This is a genomic window from Frankia canadensis (genome assembly GCF_900197875.1).
GTDB classification, from domain to species: Bacteria; Actinomycetota; Actinomycetes; order Frankiales; family Frankiaceae; genus Frankia; species Frankia canadensis.
In genome coordinates, this window is record NZ_FZMO01000524.1 from 12,021 (window position 1) to 33,944 (window position 21,924).

The following is a 21,924-nucleotide window of genomic DNA, read 5'->3' on the forward strand; positions in this document are numbered from 1 at the left end:
GAGAGGTTAAACGACAAGCTGGGACAGGCTCTCAGTTGAGAATTCGGGAGGCCGGTCCATAGCCATCGGTAGTCGTGAACGCTCGTCAGGTGGACGGGCGGTCGCGGCAGATAGTGGCGAGGTCGCAGGTCACGCAGGCTGAACACCAGGTGCGGTGGCGGGGGAGATTGTTGGAGCGGAGATCGTCGCCGCCGGACTTGATCTTGAGTTTGATGTCAGTGAGAAGCTGGTCATTGACAAGCTCGCGGGTGCTGCGCGCTCGCGCGTCGAGGTTGAGAACCTCGACGAGGTCGGCGGAGGTGCCAGTGAGTTCCTGGTAGCCGAGGGCATAGACGTGGAGCTGGTCGCGGGTGACGTCCTCAGCCTGAGCTCGTTCGGTCGACTTGAAATCGACGATGGAGACCTCGTCCGTGTCCAGCCGGCGGATCAGGTCGATGCGGCCGTCGACGGTGATGCCGGGGGCGATGCGGACCTGGACCTGCTGCTCGCTGTACATCGTGTGCGGCAGCGCTTCGGCGTTCTCGGCGAGATAGCGGCGGACCGCCTTCCGTGCCGCGTTGCGCAGGTCCTCCTTGAGCGCCGGGTAGGCGAACGGGACGGACAGGTGGCGGTCGACGAGTTCCGCGACGTCGGCGTCGGTGACGACCGTGCCGTCTATGGCCTTCTTGTGGATCTCGGCCATGACGTCGTGGACGGATTTTCCGTAGCCGAGGGCCTCGTGCAGGGGCGGGTTGAATCCGTAGAGGAAACGCAACTTGAACTGGTAGGGACACTCGAAGAGGAACTTCAACTCGCTGAAGCTGAGCGTGACGTCCGGTAGCTCGTGGCGCGGGCGGGGCGTCAGCCGCGGCCCGCTGTAGGGGACGGCAGCCGTGAGCACCTTGTTGTTGCGCGTGGCCAGGTCGAAGAACGGCGACCGGGTGTTGTAAAGCTTGTTCCCGCCCGGCGAGTACGTCAGCGCGAGGTACTTCTGCGCCCGGGTGAGCGCCACGTAGAACAGCCGGGCCTCATCCTCCGGTGTTCCGCGGTACCGATCGGCATCGGGCACCGCAGACTGCGGTAACACATGGAAGATGCCCACACCGCCCTGGCGCTTCGACGGGAAGCGGTTCTTGCGCAGCGCCGGGATGAACACCGCCGGCCACTGCATGCCCTTGGCCTGATGGACGGTGGCGATCGTGACCGCGTCAGGGCTGGCGTAGCCGACGTCGGCGTCGCTCTCCTCGTAGTAGCTGGGCGCGTGGTACTGCAACCACTTGGCGAAGGCTCGGTACTTCTCCTCCGGCTTGGACTGGAAATGGATCTGCTCGAAGTCCGAGATGGCCTGGCTGAACTTACCGAGGTTGTAGAAGACCAGTTCGCCGCGCACCGGGTCACCGGCGGACGGGATCGTGTCTTCCCGCAGGCCGGCCGCCTCCAGGAAGTTCAGGTAGGTGCGCTGGATGTTGTAGGTGTTCCAACGCTCGCCGGGCTTCCAGTCCTTGGCCGCCTCCAAGATCTGCAATCCGGCGATGAGCGCGTCTTCGTTAAGCCCGAGATCGGCCGCGTGCCATGCGGCCCGGACCGCCGCGGCATCGGTCTCATCGACGATGTACTCGAAGCAGCGGACACATGCCTGGATTTCAGGGGCGTCGAACAGCCGGGCGAGCCCCTTGATGATGTACGGGATGCCGCGTCGCTTGAGTTCGGCGACCAGCGGATCAGCATCCTTCGACACGCTGCGGAACAGCACCGCCATGTCCGACCAGCTCAGCCCGCGCGCCAGCGCGTCGGCGGTGTCCTGGAATGCTGACCCGCGCAGTTCGGTGATGCGGTCGCAGATCCACACCGCCTCCGCGTCCGGGTCGGCGAAGTCCAGCGCGAGCAGGTCGCCGCGTTCGAAGACCTGATGGCCAGCTGCGACCATGTTCTTCGTCAGCCGCTCCGAGACGAGGGACTCGACTGCTGACTTCGCCAGTGCGACGACCGCTAGGCTCGAGCGGAAGTTGTCGTCCAGGTTCACGCTGCGCACACCCTTGTAGCGGCGGGTGAACGTCTGGATGTTGTCGACGGTGCTACCGCGCCACTGGTAGATCGTCTGGTCGTCGTCGCCGACGACGCAGAGGTTCGCCCCGAACCGGCACAGCGCGCGGATGATCCGTTCCTGGATGTGGTTCGTGTCCTGGTACTCGTCGACGACCACATAGCGGACGGTGTCGCGGATGTGCCGGACGAGCGCGCCGGCCATGTCGTCCTCGGGCGCCGACTCGAGCATGTCGACGGCAGTGCGCAGCAGTTCGGGGTAGTCGAAGTAGTGGTGACTGTGGATCAGACCCCGGTACATGCCGAGCGCTTCATCCAACGAGTCCGGGACCTCGCCGACCTTGACGTCCTCCTCCCGGAGGATGCCCATCACCTGCAGGTAGAGGCGCGAGTCGAGGTAGCGCTTCATCGGCCGCGACGACCCGTTGACAACGGCCCGCGCCGTCGCCATGCCGGACTTCCGATAGTTGCGGTCGGTGAAGAGCCTGCCCTGGATCTCATCGAGGATCGAGTACTTGAACGTCGCGGGCACCTTGTCCTGCAGGACCGCCCGGGCGAAGCCGTGCATGGTGCCGATGTACATGTCGGCCAAGCCGTGGACGTCGCCGAGCTGTTCGGCGATCAGCGTCAGCGTCCGGTCCTTCAGCTCGGATGCGGCCTTGTCCGTGAACGTGAAGGCGACGACGTTCCTCGGCTCGACTCCGGGCCTGCGCAGGATCGCCACGATCCGCTGCGAGATAACTTGCGTCTTCCCGGAGCCCGCGCAGGCAATGATCAGCAACGGGTCATCCAGCGTCCCGATCGCCTGCCGCTGCCCGTCGGTATACTCCACGCGCTTCCCCCCGATCGAGCATTCGCTCCTGGATGCTACAGGTCGATGACCTTCAGAGCTTCGTCGCCGTAGTTGTTGATGACCTTGATGGCGATCTGGCCGGTAGACGGGAGCGGGAACGGGCGGGACCGGGTGGAGTTCAGGCTCTCCCACGCCGCCTGGTCGATGTCGGCCTTGAGCGCCTTCGCCAGCCGCTCGTATGGGTCGCGGGCGCCGGTGAAGTAGCAGTGCCGGACGAAGAACGCGTCGCCGGTATAGTCCGTGTCGATCATCCACAAGGCGATCCGTGACGAGTCGCTGGAGCGGATCTGACCGCTGGTCGGGTCGTACACGTCGATGCCGTGCAACTCGACGACGACCGACCCGTCGCCGGTCCGTTCCCAGGTGATGTCGGGCTCGCCGAAGATGGTGAACAGGTTCGCGGCACGGGTCTTCTTCAGCAACTCGTTGCCCATCGCCAGGTCGGGGTTCATCCGCACCGACTGGACCTCGATCTTGCCGATCTGCCGCAACCGGCCAGTGACCGCGAACGCGTCCTCGTCCGGGCGGAACTCGGCCGCCGTCTCGACGACCTGGCTGTCAAAGGCGAAACCGAGCATGAGCAGCAGGTCGTGGCCTTGGCCACGCAGCGCTTCCCGGGCTGCCCGGCGGACGAGATCCGCGGTGACCGTGCCGTATTGCGGGCCGATCGCGACCGCGATGCGCTCCGGTGTGCCGTTGACCGCACCGGCCCTTGTGCCAACGGCCTGGATGTAGTCGCCGCCGTGACGTTCGAGAGTGTCGAACTGGAGGCGCTCCTGCTTCACGCCGTTTTGCACGCCGGCGGTCCGCAGGTTCTCCAGAACCGTCGTCTCGAATGACTCCGCCTCGGCGGCCTGCGCACCCTCACGTTCACTGCGGGGCCTCTGGTCATCGTTGGCCGGAACTAGCGAGCGGTACGGCGAGAGGCTCTCCACCGTGAACGGGCCGGCGACCCGAGTCTTCTTCTTGTCCTCGTACGGCCGGTCATAGAGCAGCTCGGACTCGGCGTGCCGGGCGATTGCCGCATCGATGTCCTCCCGGCACATCCCTTCCTTGATGTCCGGGTTGTTTGCGATCGACTTCAGCGTGACATGCGGAACCCGCTGGTACACGAAGCCTTGGCGGATGTCGCCTCGACCTCGACTGGTCGCGGGCGGGAGTCCGGTGAGCTCGGCCTCCTTCTCACGCCCGTCAGGCGAGTCCGCGAGGAGGTAGTAGGGCAACTTCGCAGCCATGATCCGCTGCCGAGCCAGTGTGATCGCTACCCGCGACGTGTCGATCGTGATCCATCGCCGCCCCCACTGCTCGGCGACTATCGCGGTCGTCCCCGAGCCGCACGTCGGGTCTAGGACGAGGTCGCCGGGGTCCGTCGCCATCAGCATGCACCGCTCGACGACCTTTGGGGACGTCTGCACCACGTAGATCTTGTCTCCAGGGCGGCCCGCGACAACCGTGTCGGTCCACAAGGAGCTAATGGCCACGGCTGGAAAGTCGTCAAGATATCTGACATATCCGAGCGAGTTTCGCCGCGCTGCTACACGGTTCGCCAGGATGAGACGATCCATCCCAGCGCGATGGGTCTTCCATTCACCCGCTTGCGGGAGAAAGCTGCGGCCCTCCAACTCGACGGGGTAGTAGCCGGTGCGTGCCTCCCTGACTCGTGGGCTGGTCATGTTGTCCAGCCTGAATGGTCGTCCCGCCGACGGTTCGAATTCGCCAGAGCGATTGCTCTCCCGCCTGCCGTCCGGGAGTTCGATGTAAACGTACTCGCCAGCCCCGGCGGAGCCAAACGACTTGGTCAGGTACATGTTGTGGTAGCGAAGATGATCGCGGTCCTTGGCATACCAGACGATGTAGTCGGCTACGGTCGGGAGATACTCGGCGGTGGCGCTGCTCGTCTTCGCGAAGGCGATCTGCGAGACGAAATTCTGGCCGCCGAACACCTCGTCGAGGAGACTCCTGACGAGGTGGACGTTCTCGTCGCCGATTTGGAGAAAAATACTGCCAGATTCGGTGAGCAGGTCACGGGCGACGACTAGCCGGTCGCGTAGGTAGGCCAGGTAGGAGTGGATGCCCCACTGCCAGGTGTCGCGGAAGGCCTTGATCTGTTCGATCTCGCGGGTGGCGTCGTCGAGCTTGCCGTCCTTGACGTCGCGGCTGGCGGTGGAGACCTGCCAGTTGGAGTTGAACCTGATGCCGTAGGGCGGATCCAGGTAGATCATCTGGATCTTTCCGCGGAGGTCCTCGCGTGCAGATAGGGAAGCCATGACCTGCAGGGAGTCGCCGAGGATCATGCGGTTCGACCAGTTGGCGGGGTGCTGGTAGAACTCGACGCTCTCGAACCCATCGTTGTTGAGGCCGTCGAAGTCTGCGAACAGGTCGGGCTGGTCGTAGCTGTTTCCGCGGCGGCCGGCGGTGACGGCGCGTAGATCCTCGATGAGGTACTGCGGCTCGAGCTTCTCCTGGATATAGATCGGCGGCGCGGCGATCTCGAGGGCAACCGAGTCCTGTTCGTCTTTGCCCTTCCAAACCAGCTGTGGGTCGAGAGCACTATCGCGGGTGGCGCGCTCCGCGAGCGGCACGGGTCGCTGGTAGGCGACCGGGACCGGCCGTTCGACGTCCTCGGTGACGAGGTCGTGCGCGTGGGCATCGGCAGTCGGGATGTTCAGCCGCTTGTCGGCGTGCCGGATCGCGCCGACTTCCTGACCGGTCGTGGGCGAGGTCGTGGCGGGCTTACGCGGCGGCATGGCGACGGTTCTCCTCGGCTGTTGCCTGGCCTGCCAGGCGGGTTGCTCGGGATGGCTGGCGGGCGGTTCGCGCGGCGGTCATGTCGGTAGCCCGGTGATGGGCGCGTCGGCGTACAACAGCTCGATCGCGTCGCGCAGGTCGTGGTAAGCGCTCGCCGGGTTCTTGATCTCGACATAGCCCCAGCGGCCGAAGCCACCGTGGTTGTTGACGGCGGCGCACCAGCGCTCGCGGGCGGTCAGTGCCTTGCTGGACGCCATCGCAGCCATCGTCGTGTCCGAGGATTTGAAGGCGCCGGAGACCTCGACGATCAAGGTTCTGTCCACGGCGCCGTCGCGGCGGGTGAGCCGGGCCAGGAAGTCGGGGCGGTAGCGGCGGGTCTGCGCGCCGTGCAGGTAGGGGATCTCGAACTCCAGATGGTCGTTCTTCACGTAAGAGGCGACCTGTGGCAGAAGCTCGAGCTGCTGGGCGACGTCCCGTTCCCAGGTGTTGCCCTCGCCGTGCATCCCATCGAGCACGACGTAGTTGACCGGCGACTTCTTGGGGTCGGTCTCCCAGACTTGGCGCGAGGTGAAGAAGTCGACGCTGTCGGTCGATCCCTCTGGCTCGAAGGTTCGGAAGATCGGGGCGATCCGAGGTGGCTGCCCGCTGGTGTCACTATGTATCGCGAGCTGGAGGAGATTCGCCGCCTGCTGGGCGCGTTCGGCGAACAGTAGTTGGCCGATGAACGCGCCGGGCGCGAGCTCGACACACTCGTCCATCCACTCCCGCGCGATACGCACGAGAGACGGGAACAGCCAGAGCTTCCGGTTGCCGCCATTGTCGGTGAAGTGCGTGTCGACCAGGCGTTTGGCTAGCTCGAAGGCGACCTGAGCCGGCCGGGCAACCCGGTAGTAGTCCAGGTCGTGCTCGACCTGCGCACCGATGACGCCGCTGCTCTTCGTCCAGGAGGGGACGTCCGAGTCCAGCCGCATGAGGTGCTCGTCGCCGAACTCGGCGTACGGCAGGCTGTCGGACTCCTCCTGGCGGTAGCCGTCGAGGCGCGGGAAGCGGATCCGCAACTCGGCGCGGCCGTCCATCGCCCGGACATGTACCGGTGTCCGACGCGGAGCGACCTCCTTGGGATCCGCCTCCGTCCGGATGAACGAGAACGGTACACCGTACACCTCGGCGTACTCGGGCTCGAAGAACCCGTCCTCGTTGACGTCGTAGGAGCGGCGGCGCAGCCCGCGGCCGACGACCTGCTCGCACAACAGCTGCGAGCCGAACGCCCGTACACCGAGGATGTGGGTGACCGTGTTCGCGTCCCAGCCCTCGGTCAGCATCGACACCGACACGACGCAGCGCACGTCTGCGCCGAGGCTGCCAGGCTTGCCGACAGTGTTCATCACCTCGCGCAACAGGTCGCCGTCGTCGAGGTCCTCGGCGTCGCGGTGGGTACGGGCCGCGTACTCCTGCTTGAATTTCTCGATCTCGGCGGCGGCCGCTTCGCGGAAGTCCTTGTTCAGGCTCTCGCCCGACTCCAGCTGCATGGAGTCGACCAGGATCGTGCGTGGACGCGCCACCCACTGCCCTCGATCGACGTTCGAGAAGAGTGGTAGCTGCCCTGGCGTGAGCGCCTCACCGACCTTGCCCGTCGCCGCGTAGCCTGCGATGTAGTCGAAGACATGCTTGGAGACCGCAGTGTTGTTGCACACCACGATGAACACCGGCGGCGTCTCCCCGGAGACACCGTTCTCCTGCCACCGCCGGTAGGCCGTCTCATAGTGGCTGTACAGGCTGCGCAACGCGCCCTCGAGCACGCCGGGAAGGCCCTGCGCCGCGGCTGACGGCTGGCCGATTTTCGCTCCTCGGCGTGCCAGCGGCTTCAGGTCGCTGCTGACCTTCGACCACAACTGCCGGTAGGCGACGTCGTCTCCCGCCGCGTTGTCGTCGACCGGTACCCGGGGGATCTTGACGATGCCGGCCTCGATCGCGTCCATCAGCGAGAAGTCTGAGACCACCCATGGGAACAGGTAGCCCTCTGGGTAGCCGGAGCCCTTCAGGAAGAACGGGGTCGCGGACAGGTCGTAGATCGTCTTGATCCCAGTCTTGCGCTGCACGTCGCACAGGCCCGTGAACCAGCGTCGGGCTTCGTCGTTGCGTGCCGCGGCCTCTTTCTTGTCCTCGCCGGTTAGCTCCTGCTCGATCGTTGCGGACTCGTCGACGGGGGCGTTTCGTCCCCGGTAGCAGTGGTGCGCCTCATCGTTGATCACAACGATCTCGGAGGACCGGCCGCCGCTGAACTCCCGCAGCACGCGGTTGACCATCTGCTCCGGCGTCTCGGTGAACACCCCGGCCACGTCCCCGTCCGGCCGGTCGCCCTTCAGGTAGAGCTTGGTGTTCGCTGAGATGGCCTTCCCCTCCTTCGTCTGCCGGTACAGCAAGGAGTGGAAGTTGGTCACAACGATCTCGGCCCGCCGCAGCGACGCGACCAGGTCGCCCGGCACGAGGTCGCGCAGCTTGTAGTAGTTCCCCTCGTCACTGGGCATCAGCACCCGCAGCCGGTCGCGGATCGTGATCCCCGGCGTGACGATCAGGAACCGGCGCGCGAACCGCGCATCCTGCGCCGCCGCAACCTTGTTCAGCGTCTGCCACGCGATCAGCATCGCCATCACGACGGTTTTGCCCGACCCTGTCGCCATCTTGAACGCGATCCGAGGCAACCCGTCGTTGTGCTCCTCGTTCCGCTCGGCGAGGTAGTTGCGGACCCAGGTGTCGCCCGTGCGCGGTGCCGCCTCGGCGATGAAGATCGCAGTCTCGACGGCCTCCAGTTGACAGAAGAGTACCTTGTTGTCTCGATCGGGATCCGACCAGTACTCCAGCAGCCGCCGCGTCGTCGGCGTGACGTTCGGGTACTTCAGCGCGCGCCACCGGTCCACCCGCGCGCGGATCTGGTTGATCTCCACATTGACCTTCCGGCGCTCGCCGGTCACGTTCAGGTCCAGCTCGCCCTGGACCGCCCTGCCCCTCGTCTTCCGCGCGGGCGGCACCGGGCTCCAGTACTCGCTCGGCCGCCGCCCAAGCACCGTCTCGTCGGTGATTACCCCGTTATCGTCGAACCGCCAGTGCACCGTGGGCACGTCGTACGGACGGTTGATGATCGGGTTATCGATCACCGCACTCATGAAGCCCCCACCCCCTGGTCGATCCCGCCCGGCGACATCGACGGCCTGACCGGCCGCATCCGTATCCCGCAGGACTATCCGCGCTGATGCTGAAGCATAGTGACCCACTGCGACAGAACGACACCCACTCCGGCGCGGCCGCGGCCCTGAGCCTGGCGTAGGCATATATGGCGTGCGGCCGCCATATCTCCGTGGCCCGGACTCCGTCCAGGACGAAGGAGCAGGCCCGCGGCGGTGACAGCGCGACGGTGCGCTACCGCGGCCCGGCGCGCGGCGCCCGGCGGCCCGCTCGTTCCAAGACCCACCGCGAGAATGGGCGCGACCATAACGAATTTGTTATGCTGCGGCATGGTCCAGTGGACACTGGTCGTACACCCCGACGTGCGGGAGTGGCTGCATGAGCTTCTTAAGACCGATCGCCTGAGTGCGGCGCTTGTCGGCCAGGCGATTCAGCACGTCGTCGGCGGCCGTGGCCCAGACGAGGCCGCCCGCTCGTCGACCGGATCAAGGGCAGCAAGCTGCCATCTGAAGGAGTTGCGCCCGGCCAGCGCCGGCGGGACCGAGATCAGAATTCTGTTCCTGTTCGACACCGTCAGACAGATGGTGCTCCTGGTCGCGGGAGACAAGTCCGGCAACTGGCAGCGGTGGTACGAGGTAGCGATCCCGCTCGCCGAGGCACGCTACGCCGAACACCTGGTAGCGCTGGGAGAGGGAGGTTGATCGCCGTGAGTGGACCAGCTGCCGCGGGTTGGCACGCCTACGAGGACACCGGTGAGCTACTCGCAGAGCTCGACCTCAACGACGCCGACATGGCGCGGGCGCGTGAGATCACCGAAGATCACATCCGGGCGTGGCATCTCGCGCAGATTCGTACCGAGCAGGACCTCACCCAGTCCGACCTCGCTGCTGCCATGGGAGTTTCCCAGCCGCGCGTGTCCGCCCTCGAACGGGGCGAGCTCGACAGCGTCACCCTCTCCACCCTGCGCGCCTACGTCAGCGCCCTCGGTGGCAAACTCCGCATCGTCGCCGACTTCGGCGATCGGGAGTACCGTCTCACCTGACACTGACGACGATCAGGGGGTTGTGCCCCCGTGGGGCGTCCAACAGCGCACCCGACCTGCTGCGCACTGTGGTCGTGCTCTTGCGAACGACCGCCATCACAACGGCGAGCCGCAAGGGCGTCCATCAAGTCCCCGCCGTCGAGGAGAAGATCGCCGAGCCTCTCGAACCCCTGAATAGCTCCGGCGTGTGGCGAAGGTTGCTGATCCAGGAGTCGTGATCCTCGACCAGCTCCGTGAGCAGCGTCTCGGTCAGCCGGCTCGGAGGGATGCGCGAGTAGACCTCTGCCAGGTCGCCCACGGGCGGGGGATCCGCCTGCGCCTCGCGCGCCTCCGCCAGACTGGCCTCCAGCGCGGCTGCCGTGCGATCCAGAATCGCCTCCCGGTACGGATGCATCGCCAGCAAGGACGCGACAGCCGGGTCGGCGGCAGTCAGTCGTTCGAGGATCATCTCCTTCGAGGGCGGCAGGTCATCACCGTCGCTTGTCAGGCACTCTGTCGCGACGTCGCTGGAGAGGCGAATCTGATCGTCCTGGCTGGAGGCCTCGGCGCGTCGCACGGCGGCCTCCGGTCGGTCCTGCGGGTACATGTTGTCGAAGGGCATCTGCGCAAGGTGCGGTGGGACTGGCAGCTTGCGTCGCTCTCTGTTACCGATTGAGGCCTCCCCGGGTTGCGTGCGACTCCCAATCGTGACGCGACGGGCATCGTCAGCGACACTATCGGAGGACGCGGGAGGATTCCGCCGATTTCAGTCGGTTGCCTTCGGGTGGCCGGTGCCGGCGTGGATCACCCAGGCAGTTCGGTTCGCATCGTCGATCAAATACCAGATGCGCCCGGCGGCCGTGACCTCGTACTGCCACTGTTCCACCGACTGGCCCTTGAAGGTCGCGCTGCCCAGACGCCCCTTGAGGCGGTGCTGGCGATCCGGGTTGTCGCGAGCACGAGGCGAGGATCGGATCGCATCGTAGGCGTGTCGGAGGTTGCGTGGCGCCTGCCGGGCAAGATGCTCCCAGCCGCCGGCCGCATCGTTGGAGGCGAAACGGATGTCGTACTCGCCGTCGGCGGGAGGCGGAGCGGCGCGGTCTCCCCTCTTCGGGTTCATTCGGCGTCGGGGACGACTGGTCGCGGGACGGGGCCGAGATCGCCATCGGGCTCACGGGTCAGTGCAGCGTGCAGGGCCGGGTCGGCGTGGATCTCGGCGGTGTGGCGCCACTGGGTGAGCAGGATGGCGATGGGCGCCAGCGTGTCGAGTGCCACCGCCCCGCTCGCGGTTTCGATCAGTTCGGCGAGAAAAGTGTCGACGTCCTCGGCGGGCAGGAACACCGTCCACGGCACGGCGTCCGGCAGTGCCTCTCGCAGCGCGACGACGTTGCCCGTGCGGATGAGGCTGGCGATCAGGCGGGTGGCGAAGTCGACCACGGCGGAGTCCCGCTCGAGCTGCTCGACCCGCATGAGCGCGAGGTCGGACGCGTCTCGGCGACGCAGCCGCAGGGCCCGGACACTGTCGAGGCGCTGGGCGGTTGCCGCCGGGTGGTGCAGCAGCTCGCTGAACGGGACGTCCTCATAGGCCACGCTCATGACATCCACAGTAGCTCGGATGTCGGGCGACGGCGAGGAGGCCGAAGTGGGCCGTCAGGGACCCGGCTTGCGATTTTCGCAAATCGCAAGGAGGCTGTTCTCATGGAAGGCGCACCCGGTCGAGTGCTGAACCTGATCGAAGGCTCGGGGCAGAGCCGTCGCGCCTTCGGCCAGGACGTCGGGCTCGATGATTCCAAGCTCTCCAAGTCCCTCAGCGGTGCCCGCCGCTTCTCCTCCCTCGACCTGGCCCGCATCGCGGACAAGTGCGGCGTCACCATCGAGTGGCTGCTCACCGGGGAGGAGCCCGCGCTGGCCCTCGCCGCGCGGACCACGACCGGGCAGCAGGCATGCACCGTACTGGAGACCGCCAGGAAGTACAGCGTGATGCGCGAGGATCTGGCGACGCTCGGCCGGTCGCAGCCGTGGCGGCCGGTGGACGTCGGCTACTCGGGTGGAACGTACGCCGAGCAGGGCCGCGCGCTCGCCTCCGCGGCGCTGGTGCGCACCGCCTCCGCGGGGCTGTCAGTGACCGATGCGGACCTACCTGCTCTGGTCGAGACGGCGTTCGGGGCCGACGTGGCCGTGGTCATCCTCGATGACGGCTTCGACGGGCTGTGCGCGTCGTCGGACGACGCGAAGCTGATCGTCCTGGGGGCCTCCGCGATCCCGGTCCGGCAGCGGTTCACCCTGGCACACGAGCTGGGACACCTCCTGGCCGGCGACGACCAGGACGTGCACCTGGACAAGGACATCTACGAGCGACCGCAGGAGAAAGACTCCAGTGAGATGCGGGCAAACGCCTTCGCATCCGCGTTCCTCATGCCAGAAGGCGCCCTGCGGGAAACGGTGGGGAGATCGGGCCTCACGGTGGAGGGGTTCGCCGCGCTCGCCTGCGACTTCAAGGTCGCGCCGTCCGCTCTGGCGATCCGGCTGCAGCAGCTGCGGCTGATCGACGCCGGCACCTGCGACCGGTTCCGGACGCTCACTGCGGCGAAGGTGGCCTCCATCGCAGGACGCTCCGAAGAGTTCGCGCGCGGGGTCGCGGACGCGAGCGCAGCACGCCCACCCGGCCTGCTCGTCCGGGACGCCTACCTGGCCTACGAGAGCGGCGCGACCACGATCCGCCTCTACGCAAACCTGCTCGGCATCGACGCCGACGAACTCGGGCAGTCGCTTGATTCCAGTGAGGGCCGCCAGGCACCCGATGACAACATTGCCCCTGCGGGAGGCTGGTGATCAGGCAGGTGGCGAAGCCGAGTGCGGCGAATTCCCACTCGAGCTGCTCGACTCGCATGGGCGCGGGGTCGGATGCCCGTAGTGCAGGAACAGGTTGGCGAGTACGGGACTGGCCGCGGATTCCTGTGGGGTTCCGCGGTCTCGTTCCGCCAGCGCCCACCAAGATCGTAGACGGGCTCGGGTGTGGGCGCCTCGACGGACTCGCTGGTCCGTCGAGCAGATGACGACCGTCACCCGGAGTGGTACCGTATCCGGTACAGGTCGAGTGTTGGGGAGGCGGGATGGTGGCGGCGATCAGTGCCAGTGAGGCGCGCAGGACGCTGTTTCCGCTGATCGAACAGGTCAATGCCGATCACACGCCGGTGGAGATCGTCTCGAGGCGGGGAAACGCGGTCCTGGTGAGCAAGGAGGACTGGGACGCCATCGTCGAGACCGGCTACCTGCTGCGCACGCCCGCGAACGCCCGGCGGCTGATGGAAAGCGTGGAGCAGTGGCGCGCGGGCGGCGCGATCGAGCGTCCCCTCGGCCCTGACGAGTGAAGCTGGTCTGGACCGACCATGCCTGGGAGGACTACCTGTACTGGCAGGGTCAGGACCGCAGAACACTGAAGCGCATCAACGCCCTGATCGCGGACATCAAACGTGATCCGGAAGGGCAGGGGATCGGCAAGCCCGAGCTGTTGCGCAACAACCTCGCCGGGCTGCGGTCACGGCGCATCGACGACGAACACCGCCTGATCTACGCGGTCGAGACCAGCCAGATCACGATCATCTCCTGTCGCTACCGTTATCAGTAGCCGAGCCTGGCGCGGGCCGGCCGGGCCCTCTCTACAGGCCCATTCGGTCTTCAGAGATGGCATGGCCGTGGGGCAGGGCCGAGGTCCCTGTCGGGCTCGCGGGTCAGCCCTGAGTGCAGAGCCGGGTCGGCGTGGATTTCTGCGGTGTGGCGCCACTGGGTGAGCAGGAGGGCGATGCGCGCGAGCGTGTCGAGCGCCACGGCGCCGCTCGCGGTTTCGACCAGTTCAGCGAGAAAAGGTGTCGACGTCCTCAGCCGGTAGAAACACTGTCCACGGCACGGCGTCCGGCAGCGCCTCCCGCAGCGCGGCGACGTTGCCCGTGCGGATGAGACTGGCGATCAGGCGGGTGGCGAGGTCGACCACGGAGTAGTCCCGCTGGAGCTGCTCGACCCGCATCAGCGCGAGGCCGGACGCGTCCCGGCGATCCCACAGGCGGAGTCCGTGTACTTCGAGTATGTGAAGGAACGGGAAGCGGAGGAGGGCAGCTCATGACCGGATTTCCCCGGTGGAACGACGTCCGCGCCGGCCTGGTCGCCGACGCCGGCGGCGAGGAGGCCCTGACCGAGGCCCGCAGGCGCAATCAGGCCTACATCGACGGCCACCGGCTCGCCGAACGGCGCAGACTCCTCGGCCTCACCCACACCGACGTCGCCGAATCCATGGGCGTCGGCAAGAGCCGGATCTCCCAGATCGAACGCGGCGAGGTCTCGACCGTGGACGTCATCGCCCGCTACGTTGCGAGGTCGGACGCCCTTGATCTACTAGCGGACCACGCGGTGGTGGAGAAAGACGACGCCTGAGGGGAAGGTGCGGGACCCGACGAGTTCGAGATTCGTCTGGCGTTCGAGCCGGGCAAAGTACGGGATACCGCCGCCGACCAGGACCGGGTGGACCCTCACCCGGTACTCGTCGATCAGGCCCAGCGCGGCCGCCTCGGCGGCGAGGGTCGCGCCGCCGATCCCGATGTTGCCCGGCCCCGGCCCCGGCTCGGCGCGCAGCCGCTCGATCTCCTCCGCGAGGCCCGCGGTGGCCAGGCGGGCGTTGCCCCGCACCTCCGGCAGGGTGGTGGAGAACACGACCTTGGGAAGTGGCCGCCAGACAGCGGCGAACTCCTGCTCGGAGACGTCGAGCGCAGGATCCTCGTCGTTGGTCTCCCAGTACAGCATCGTCTCGTACAGCCGCCGCCCCAGCAGGTGGACGCCGAGGTCTCGTACCTCGTCGGTGGCGAAGCGGAAGAGCTCCTCGTCCGGCACCGACCAGTCGAAGCCGCCGTCCGGCCCGACGATGAAGCCGTCCAGCGACGTGCTCAACGAATAGGTCACGCTGCGCATCGGGGGATCCTCCTGGGCGGACGGCTTCGACCGTACGACAACCGGACGCCGCAGGACTCATCCGACCCGCGGCGGCGATGGTCCCGCCGTATGACGCCGGCGGGCTCGATCGGCCCGCGTCGCCGCCGCGATGGGAGGATGCGGTGCGATGATCAGCGTTCCGGGGTGGCGAGGATCTTGAAGAGCATGGTGTTGGCGTTGGTGAGCGTCTGCGTGTCAACGCGTCGGACACAGGTGTCGAGCGCGGCCTTCGGGACGAAGGTCACGAGGCCCATCACCGCCCAGCGACCGGCGCCGACATCCACGCAGAATCCCTCGTCGGTCGCCTGCTCGACGACGAGCGCGACCAGCACGGTGGGTTCCGCGGCGATCTCGTTGTAGACCGTGGAGCTGATCACGAGAACGTCCTGCGGCGCCGCGCGGGTGCGTGTCGTCCAGATCTCGCCGCGGCGGGGCGGGCTCACTCGCCGGGGAGCGCGACGTGAGGTAGCCCCGCCGCGGCGAGCGACTGCTGGTTCGCGTCGGTGAAGGCGAGGGCGGCCTGGCTCACCGCGGGGTTCGCCGTCACCCAGGCGGCGTGCGCGGCGCAGCGGCGGCGCATGTCCTCGGTGTCGAGCAGGCTTTCGACCCAGGCGTTCATCGAGGTGTGGTCGGCCTCCGCGTACCGTTTGACGGCCTCATAGGCAGCCTCGGAGAGCCGGAGCGTCAGCGTTCGAGGCATGCAGATCATGCTAGCAGGATCTGGTTGCACTGTTCGACGGCCTGGCCTGCGGCCGGTCGAGAGGCTCAGGTCATCCGACCGCGGGTGAGTCCGCGGCCAGGAGCAGTTTCGCGGCGACCGTGGCGCCGTCAGGCTGGATTGTGGCGGCCGCGGTCTGCGCGCGTTCGCGGACGGCGGGGGTCAGGGCGAGGGCGAGCGCGGCGGAGAGGGTGTCGGTGGTCGGGGTCGGGCCGTCGTGGGCGACGCCGATGCCGAGCTCCGCGACCTTGGCTGCCCAGAGGGGCTGGTCGGCGATCTGCGGGACGATCACCTGGGGCGCCCCGGCGGCGGACGCCGTCGTGGTGGTGCCCGCGCCGCCATGGTGGACGACGGCGGCCACCCGGCGGAACAGCGCCTGCTGGTTGACCTCGCCGACGGCCAGGCAGTCGCCGGCGTCGTCGACGGGGGCGAGGTCGGCCCAGCCGCGGGCCAGCAGGACCCGCCGGCCCTGCGCGCGGACCGACTCGATGGCCACCCGGGCGAGGTCCTTCGGGATGTAGGCGGCCATGCTGCCGAAGCCCACGTACACCGGGGGCTCGCCGGCTGCCAGGAACGACTCCACCTCGGCCGGGAGCGGGCGGTCGTCGGGCAGGATCCACGCCCCGGTCTGCAGGACGTCCAGGTCCGTCCGGCCCTTCGACGGGCAGAGCGTCGGGTCCGCGGCGAGCCACGGCCGGTCGGAGAAGACGTGGTCGCGGACGTTGTCCACCGGCGGCAGGCCGAGCGCCGCGCGGTGGCTGTTCAACGCCGGGCCGTACAGCGCGTTCACCCGCTCGGTGTCCTGCCGCCACAGCGTCCGGTTGTCGGTCTCGTCGGCGGGGGAGGGCGTGCCCGGCCGGTGCCCCGGCGCCGAGTACCGCGACGGCAGGCCGAGCAGGTGGAAAACGCTGAACACATAGCGGATGCCGAGATGTTCGGCCACGTCGCGGGCGCCGGCCGGCATCAGGCCGGTCGCGAGCAGCGCGTCGCACCCCTCGGCCGCCGCGGTGAGCGTCTCGAACCGCGCGGCGACCAGTTCGGGGGCCAGCCGGAACGCGTCCTGCGGGGTCGGCGGCGCCGGGCGGACGACGATCGAGCGCACCGTGGGACCGAGCGGCACCAGCGGCACACCGACCCGCGCCAGCAGCGCCACGAAATCGTCGTCCGGCGGCACCGCGACCCGCACCTGCGCGCCGAGGTCTCGCAACGCCACCGCGAGGCCCACCAGCGGTTCGACATCCCCGCGTGAACCCCACGACGTCAACAGAAAACGCACGTCCGAATCTCCCGTTTCTCGGTTATCTGGTTATCGGCGGGCAATGTTAGGGCACCCCCCGGGTCTTGCCGCAAGCCCCCCGGTCTGCTATATATTGAAGTGGGAAGAGATGGGTGCCCCGCGTGTTCAGGAAGATTGCGGGCCTGTGGTGGTGGTGGCGGGGTGGTGGCGCACCGCGTCAGGTTCCCGGATAACCGATCCGGCTCGTCCTGTCATCGGCGGACGCGGTGTGTCGCCAGTCGCCAGAACCCGGAAAATGGTGGGGAGCTGCCCCCCGAACCGTAGGACGATCGTGTATGGGCGATGGCGTGGTCCGCGTCGCTCAGACGGGGGTCTACGGGGGGCGGGGGCTGGTGGACGGGACGACGGGCGGCGCGGTCGCCGTCGTGGTGGAGGCGACGGCGCCGCGAACCGTCGCGGTCGTGACGGGGCTGTTCGCGCTGGTGGCGGTCCTGAGCAGTGGATGGGCCGAGCGGATCGACACCGCCGTGCACGAAGGTGGCCACGCGCTTGCCGCCTACCTCGCCGGCCGGCAGGTGCTGGCCGTCTGGCTTGACCAGGACGGCGGCGGCCGCACCCTGAGCTACGGCCGCCCGCGTGGCCTCGGCCTGTTCCTCACCAGGTCCGCGGGCTACACCGCGCCGCCGCTCGTCGGAGTCTGCTCGGCGGCCCTGCTCGCCGCGGGAAACGTCACCGCCGTGCTCATGCTGGCGGCGCTGGGACTCGGCGCGCTCCTCCTCGTCACGATCAACCGCGCCGGCGAACTGCTCCTCCTACTGACGATCGCATCCCTGGTACTGGCAGGCCGCTATTGCCCGGGCTGGGTCCAGCTGTGGTACGCCTATTTTCTGACCTGGCTGCTGCTCTTCTCCGGTCCCCGGTCGGTGCTCATCCTGCACCGCGCCCGGCGGCTCGGCATCGGCGACTCGGACGCGGACAAGATTGGCGCGATGACCCATCTCCCCGGGTTTCTCTGGGTCCTAGCCTTCGCGGTGTTCAGCCTGTGGTGCACCGAGAAAGGCGCCGCCCTCCTCCTTGCATGACGGGCGCGCATTCCCGCGCTGCGATCGCCCTCCGACGTCAGCGGATGTCAGCGGTGGCTCGTGGTGGGGAGGCGGGCGAGGTGGTCGTCGACGGCGGTGAGCCAGGCCAGCGGGCGGGTGGCCTGGGGGCTGTGGTCGGCGCCGGCGATCACGGCGAGGTGGGCGCCGGGGATGGTGTGGGCCATGGTGGCCGCGGCGTCGCGTAGGCCGGTGTCGTGTTCGCCGACGATGACGGTGGTCGGTACGCGGATCTCGCCCAGGCGGTCGACGAGGGACGGGTAGGTGCCGAGCTCGCGACCGAGGGTGGCCAGTGCCTCGGGATCGATCTGGCCTATCCCCTCGGCGGCGTGCTGTGCGGGGTTCGTGCCGTGGTGCGCGAGGGCCGGAGGATCGTCGTTCATGGCCGTGGCCGTGGCCGTGGCCGTGGCGGCGTGGCGGGCGGAGAGGAAGGCGGCGCCGGCGTCGAGGAGGGCGCCGACGAGGCGGCGGGCGACGGGGCCGGTCGCGGTGGCGGGGGCGGCGGCGGTGTCGACGAGGATCAGTGAACGCACCCGCTCCGGGTGGTCGAGCGTGTAGCGCAGGGCGATGACGCCGCCCATCGAGTGGCCGACGAGGTGCACCGGTTCGGTGCCGACGGCGTCGAGGACGGCCGCCAGATCGGCGAGCAGCAGGTCGAAGGTGTAGCCGGCGGGGCCGTCAGGGGTGCGGTCGCTCGCGCCGTGCCCGCGCTGGTCGTAGGCGATGACCCGGCGCGTCGCGGCGAGGTCGGGCGCGACCGCGGCCCAGTCCGCCGCGCTGCCGGCGATGCCGTGCACCAGCGTGATCGGCGCGTCGTCCGTGGATGGCCCATCGGCCATGGCCGTGAGGTCTGACGTTGTTCCGGCGGCGCCCCCCTCGACGGTCGTGTCCGTCTCGACGGTCGTGTCCGCCTCGCCGGGGTGGCGTGCGGGGCCTGGGGATGCCGGGCCGGGCTGCTCGGGCGGGACCGCGTTCGGGCGGAGTTCCTCGACCTGGAGTGTCAGTCCGGTCGCGCCTGTCGTCTGCCATTGCCGCGTCTCGACCATCCCGCCATCCTCGCGGGCCACCGATGGATGCTCCGCCCGCGCTTGGGCCGGGCGGAGGGTTGTCCGCGTCACATCGGCCGGGCTCGCGTCGTCGATCGTCCGGGCTATTCTACGAGAGGTAGAACTTTCGACGAGACGTAGAAGATCGGTTCGGCTCGGCTGTCGGATGGGCGGCACGGAGGAGTCCCGGATGATCGACACGAGTGGCGCGACGGTAGGGACGGCGGGGACGGTGTTCGCGGCCGCGGCGGGATCGACGGACCTGGCGCGGGCGCAGACGGCGTTCTCGCTGGCGTTCCACATCTGCTTCGCGGTCTTCGGCGTCGGGATGCCGTGGCTGCTGCTTTACACCGAGGGGAAGTGGGTGCGCACCGGGGATCCGGTGTGGCTGGCGCTCACGAAGAAGTGGTCGCGTGCCTTCGCGGTTCTGTTCGCGGTGGGCGCGGTGTCGGGGACCGTCCTGTCGTTCGAGTTCGGGCTGCTCTGGCCGGCGTTCATGGCGCGCTACGGCGGGGTGCTGGGGCTGTCGTTCACGCTGGAGGGGTTCGCGTTCTTCGCCGAGGCCATCTTCATCGGGATGTACCTGTACGGCTGGCGGCGGCTGTCGCCGCGGGCGCACTGGCTGACGCTGTGGCCGATCGCGATCGCCGGGACGCTGTCGACCCTGTTCATCATCACGGCGAACGCCTGGATGAACGTTCCCGGCCGCGTCCGCGAGGTCGACGGAAAGGTCGTCTCCGCCGAACCGCTGGCGCCGCTGCTCAGTCCGTCCTCGCCGACGCAGGTCGTGCACATGCTGCTCGCCGCGCTGATGTGCACCGGAGGCGTGGTGGCGGGCGTGTACGCCGTCGGGATGCTGCGCGGGCGTCGTGACACCTACCATCAGCGCGGGCTGCGGGTCGGGCTCGCGGTCGTGCTGGTCTGCGCGCCGCTGCAGCTCGTCTCCGGCGACCTCGCGGCCCGGGTCGTCGGCGAACACCAGCCCCTCAAGCTCGCCGCCATGGAGGGGCTGTTCCACACCCAGTCCGGCGCCCCGCTGACCATCGGCGGCTTCTACGACGACGCCACCGGGGAGGTCCGCTACGGCATCGAGATCCCGAAGGCGCTCTCCCTGCTCGAGCACTTCGACCCCGACGCCCGCATCACAGGCCTGGACGCCGCCCCGCCCGCCGACCGGCCCAACGCCGCCCTCGTCCACCTGGCGTTCACCGTCATGGTCGGGCTTGGCACGGCCCTGATCGCCCTGGCGGCGCTGGTCGCTCTCGTCATGGTCCGCCGCTGGCGACGCCGCCGCCGCGCCGGCGCCCTCGGCGGCCGGATCCGTGCGGACGGCTCGGGGACGCCGGCCGGTGGGAGCGACGATGACGTCGATGGTGCTGGCACACGTTCGCTGGTGCCCACCGGTCGGCCGTGGCTGTGGGCCGCGGCGGCGACCGGGCCGGCGGCGATGCTCGCGATGCTCGCCGGGTGGGAGGTCACCGAGGGTGGGCGCCAGCCGTGGATCGTCTACGGCCGGATGCGCGTCGCCGACGCGGTGACCGCGAACTCCGGCATCGGGTGGACGTTCGCGGGCACCCTCATCCTCTACCTGGGCCTCGCGACCGCCCTCGTGCTCATCCTGCGCCGGATGGCCACCGGCGGTCCCGGCCCGGACACTCCCGCGCATGCGTCCGTCCGACCACCCCTGGACGACGACGCCGGGCCTCGGGATGACGGCGGCAGCAGCGGCGACGGCAACGGCAGCAGCGGCAACGGCAGCGATGCCGGTGGCGGTGGCGGTGGCGGTGAGGACGTTGTGGAGGCCGGTGCTGTGGGCGTTGGGGGAGGGAGACGGCGATGAGCGCGGCTGACCTGCTTCTGCTCGTCATGGTCGGCGGGCTGACCGCCTACGCGCTGCTCGCCGGCGCCGACTTCGGCGCAGGGGTGTGGGACCTGCTCGCCCGCGGCCGTGGCGCCGCCGACCAGCGACGGCTGATCTCCGCGGCGCTCGGGCCGGTGTGGGAGGCCAACCACGTGTGGCTGATCTTCGTGCTGGTGGCGTTGTTCAGCGGGTTCCCGGAGGCGTTCGGGATCATCGGTTCGACGTTGGAGGTGCCGCTGATCTGCGCGCTGGTCGGGATCGTGCTGCGTGGCTCGGCGTACGTCTACCGCGCCTACGGCGGCGGTGCGGCCGGCCCCGACAGGTGGTGGGGACACCTGTTCGCCGTCGCCTCGACAGTGACGCCGTTCGCGCTGGGCGTCACCGGCGCGGCGCTGGCCACCGGCGATCTGGCCGAATCCGACCCGTGGCGCCCGTTGACGAACTCGTTCGGCCTGGTCTGCGGCCTGTTCGCGGTGACGGTGACGGCGTTCCTGGCCGCCGTCTACCTCTGCCGGGATGCGGCGGGCTCGCCGGCGACCGAGCATCTCGTCCCCGGGATGCGGCGGCGGGCGCTGGCCGGGGCGATCGCGTCGGGCGCGCTGGCCGCGGTGCTGCTTCCCCTGCTGTGGTCGCACGCGCCGGTCGTGGCGGACCGTTTCGCCGACCGGTCGATCCCCTTCGCCGTGCTGTCGGCGGGCGGGGGCGTGGCCGCGCTCGTCCTGCTCTGGCGGCACCGCTTCACCGCCGCCCGGCTCGCCGCCGGTCTCGCCGTCGCCGGTGTCCTGTGGGGCTGGGCCGCCGCCCAGTACCCCGACCTGGTCGTGGGCCGCGCGACCGCCGCGTCCGCGGCCGCGCCGCACGCCAATCTGGTGGCCATGCTCATCGCGATCGCCCTCGGCATGCTCGTGATCGTCCCGTCGATGCTCCTCCTGTTCCGCCTCTTCGCCCTCCCCGACCCCGACGCCCTCGACCCCCACTGAGCGTAGATTGGCGGGACAGATCCGGAGCCAGTGGAGAAGGGAGACTCGTCGGTGCGGCGTTTCAATACTGCTGGTCCGTGCCGATCTGATTTCCATTACATGGAGCATTTTCAAAGTTAATTTTTTTAGATTCCTTCCTGTTCCAGGACGAAGACGGCTTGGGTGAATGTGCCGA

General features: G+C 68.5%; 21 protein-coding genes. 9 read left to right on the forward strand and 12 right to left on the reverse strand.

The genetic code is table 11. The annotated features are described in order from the left end of the window. Positions 1-85: 85 nt before the first annotated feature. From C1A33_RS27535 to C1A33_RS27545, 3 genes are all read right to left on the reverse strand, one after another. A complete protein-coding gene (locus tag C1A33_RS27535; RefSeq protein ID WP_101834628.1) occupies positions 86-2,854 on the reverse strand; it encodes an ATP-dependent helicase in 2,769 nt (922 codons plus the stop codon). A gap of 35 nt (positions 2,855-2,889) precedes the next feature. Next, positions 2,890-5,622, reverse strand: a complete 2,733-nt coding sequence (locus C1A33_RS27540) for a site-specific DNA-methyltransferase (protein ID WP_101834630.1) — start codon at positions 5,620-5,622, stop codon at positions 2,890-2,892. Between the two features lie 78 nt (positions 5,623-5,700). Beyond that, positions 5,701-8,787 carry a BPTD_3080 family restriction endonuclease gene (locus C1A33_RS27545; RefSeq protein ID WP_101834632.1) on the reverse strand — a complete coding sequence of 1,029 codons (3,087 nt, stop codon included), beginning with the start codon at positions 8,785-8,787 and terminating at the stop codon, positions 5,701-5,703. A 348-nt stretch (positions 8,788-9,135) separates the two neighbouring features. Between C1A33_RS27545 and C1A33_RS27550 the strand changes: the two genes are divergently transcribed. Both C1A33_RS27550 and C1A33_RS27555 read left to right on the forward strand, forming a co-directional pair. Further along, positions 9,136-9,507, forward strand: a complete 372-nt coding sequence (locus tag C1A33_RS27550; protein WP_207770536.1) for a type II toxin-antitoxin system RelE/ParE family toxin — start codon at positions 9,136-9,138, stop codon at positions 9,505-9,507. Between the two features lie 5 nt (positions 9,508-9,512). After that, complete coding sequence (locus C1A33_RS27555; RefSeq protein WP_243408006.1) at positions 9,513-9,848, forward strand: XRE family transcriptional regulator; 336 nt, start codon at positions 9,513-9,515, stop codon at positions 9,846-9,848. Positions 9,849-9,972: 124 nt separating this feature from the next. On the opposite strand, the gene C1A33_RS35350 is transcribed toward C1A33_RS27555, so the two are convergent. The 3 genes from C1A33_RS35350 to C1A33_RS27575 all read right to left on the reverse strand — a co-directional run bounded on the left by C1A33_RS35350 (position 9,973) and on the right by C1A33_RS27575 (position 11,423). Next, complete coding sequence (locus C1A33_RS35350; protein WP_165818614.1) at positions 9,973-10,449, reverse strand: hypothetical protein; 477 nt, start codon at positions 10,447-10,449, stop codon at positions 9,973-9,975. 144 nt (positions 10,450-10,593) lie between these two features. Next, on the reverse strand, positions 10,594-10,947 hold the full coding sequence (locus tag C1A33_RS27570; protein ID WP_101834640.1) for a hypothetical protein: 354 nt from the start codon (positions 10,945-10,947) through the stop codon (positions 10,594-10,596). Further along, on the reverse strand, positions 10,944-11,423 hold the full coding sequence (locus tag C1A33_RS27575; RefSeq protein WP_101834642.1) for a hypothetical protein: 480 nt from the start codon (positions 11,421-11,423) through the stop codon (positions 10,944-10,946). Before C1A33_RS27575 ends, C1A33_RS27570 begins: the two co-directional genes overlap by 4 nt. A 102-nt stretch (positions 11,424-11,525) precedes the next feature. Here C1A33_RS27575 and C1A33_RS27580 point away from each other — a divergent pair, with 102 nt between their 5' ends. The 3 genes from C1A33_RS27580 to C1A33_RS27595 all read left to right on the forward strand — a co-directional run bounded on the left by C1A33_RS27580 (position 11,526) and on the right by C1A33_RS27595 (position 13,455). Continuing rightward, positions 11,526-12,659: an XRE family transcriptional regulator gene (locus C1A33_RS27580; RefSeq protein ID WP_207770537.1), complete on the forward strand. Its 1,134-nt coding sequence runs from the start codon at positions 11,526-11,528 to the stop codon at positions 12,657-12,659. A gap of 281 nt (positions 12,660-12,940) precedes the next feature. Continuing rightward, positions 12,941-13,198 (forward strand): type II toxin-antitoxin system Phd/YefM family antitoxin, encoded by a 258-nt coding sequence (locus C1A33_RS27590; protein ID WP_101834648.1) that lies wholly within the window; start codon positions 12,941-12,943, stop codon positions 13,196-13,198. Then, the gene (locus tag C1A33_RS27595) at positions 13,195-13,455 is read left to right on the forward strand and encodes a Txe/YoeB family addiction module toxin (RefSeq protein WP_101834650.1); all 261 of its coding nucleotides are present in this window, start codon (positions 13,195-13,197) and stop codon (positions 13,453-13,455) included. Before C1A33_RS27590 ends, C1A33_RS27595 begins: the two co-directional genes overlap by 4 nt. A 225-nt stretch (positions 13,456-13,680) precedes the next feature. Here C1A33_RS27595 and C1A33_RS36005 read toward each other — a convergent pair whose 3' ends face one another. Continuing rightward, on the reverse strand, positions 13,681-13,851 hold the full coding sequence (locus tag C1A33_RS36005; RefSeq protein ID WP_207770538.1) for a hypothetical protein: 171 nt from the start codon (positions 13,849-13,851) through the stop codon (positions 13,681-13,683). A gap of 92 nt (positions 13,852-13,943) precedes the next feature. Between C1A33_RS36005 and C1A33_RS27610 the strand changes: the two genes are divergently transcribed. Next, positions 13,944-14,255, forward strand: a complete 312-nt coding sequence (locus tag C1A33_RS27610; RefSeq protein ID WP_101834652.1) for a helix-turn-helix domain-containing protein — start codon at positions 13,944-13,946, stop codon at positions 14,253-14,255. Here C1A33_RS27610 and C1A33_RS27615 read toward each other — a convergent pair. From C1A33_RS27615 to C1A33_RS27630, 4 genes are all read right to left on the reverse strand, one after another. After that, on the reverse strand, positions 14,217-14,786 hold the full coding sequence (locus C1A33_RS27615; protein ID WP_101834654.1) for a dihydrofolate reductase family protein: 570 nt from the start codon (positions 14,784-14,786) through the stop codon (positions 14,217-14,219). The genes C1A33_RS27610 and C1A33_RS27615 overlap by 39 nt on opposite strands. Before the next feature lie 152 nt (positions 14,787-14,938). Then, positions 14,939-15,184 (reverse strand): MazF family transcriptional regulator, encoded by a 246-nt coding sequence (locus C1A33_RS27620; protein WP_243408007.1) that lies wholly within the window; start codon positions 15,182-15,184, stop codon positions 14,939-14,941. Positions 15,185-15,246: 62 nt separating this feature from the next. Further along, positions 15,247-15,507 (reverse strand): pilus assembly protein HicB, encoded by a 261-nt coding sequence (locus C1A33_RS27625; protein WP_101834659.1) that lies wholly within the window; start codon positions 15,505-15,507, stop codon positions 15,247-15,249. Between the two features lie 70 nt (positions 15,508-15,577). Continuing rightward, the gene (locus C1A33_RS27630; RefSeq protein ID WP_101834661.1) at positions 15,578-16,801 is read right to left on the reverse strand and encodes a glycosyltransferase; all 1,224 of its coding nucleotides are present in this window, start codon (positions 16,799-16,801) and stop codon (positions 15,578-15,580) included. Positions 16,802-17,097: 296 nt separating this feature from the next. Between C1A33_RS27630 and C1A33_RS27635 the strand changes: the two genes are divergently transcribed. Then, complete coding sequence (locus C1A33_RS27635) at positions 17,098-17,844, forward strand: M50 family metallopeptidase (protein ID WP_101834663.1); 747 nt, start codon at positions 17,098-17,100, stop codon at positions 17,842-17,844. A gap of 47 nt (positions 17,845-17,891) precedes the next feature. On the opposite strand, the gene C1A33_RS27640 is transcribed toward C1A33_RS27635, so the two are convergent. Further along, positions 17,892-18,908 carry an alpha/beta fold hydrolase gene (locus C1A33_RS27640; RefSeq protein ID WP_101834665.1) on the reverse strand — a complete coding sequence of 339 codons (1,017 nt, stop codon included), beginning with the start codon at positions 18,906-18,908 and terminating at the stop codon, positions 17,892-17,894. Positions 18,909-19,098: 190 nt separating this feature from the next. Between C1A33_RS27640 and C1A33_RS27645 the strand changes: the two genes are divergently transcribed. Together C1A33_RS27645 and C1A33_RS27650 are read left to right on the forward strand one after the other, a co-directional pair. Beyond that, entirely contained in the window at positions 19,099-20,748 is a 1,650-nt protein-coding gene (locus tag C1A33_RS27645; RefSeq protein ID WP_101834673.1) for a cytochrome ubiquinol oxidase subunit I, read from the forward strand. Next, entirely contained in the window at positions 20,745-21,749 is a 1,005-nt protein-coding gene (locus C1A33_RS27650; protein ID WP_101834667.1) for a cytochrome d ubiquinol oxidase subunit II, read from the forward strand. Before C1A33_RS27645 ends, C1A33_RS27650 begins: the two co-directional genes overlap by 4 nt. Positions 21,750-21,924: the final 175 nt, after the last annotated feature.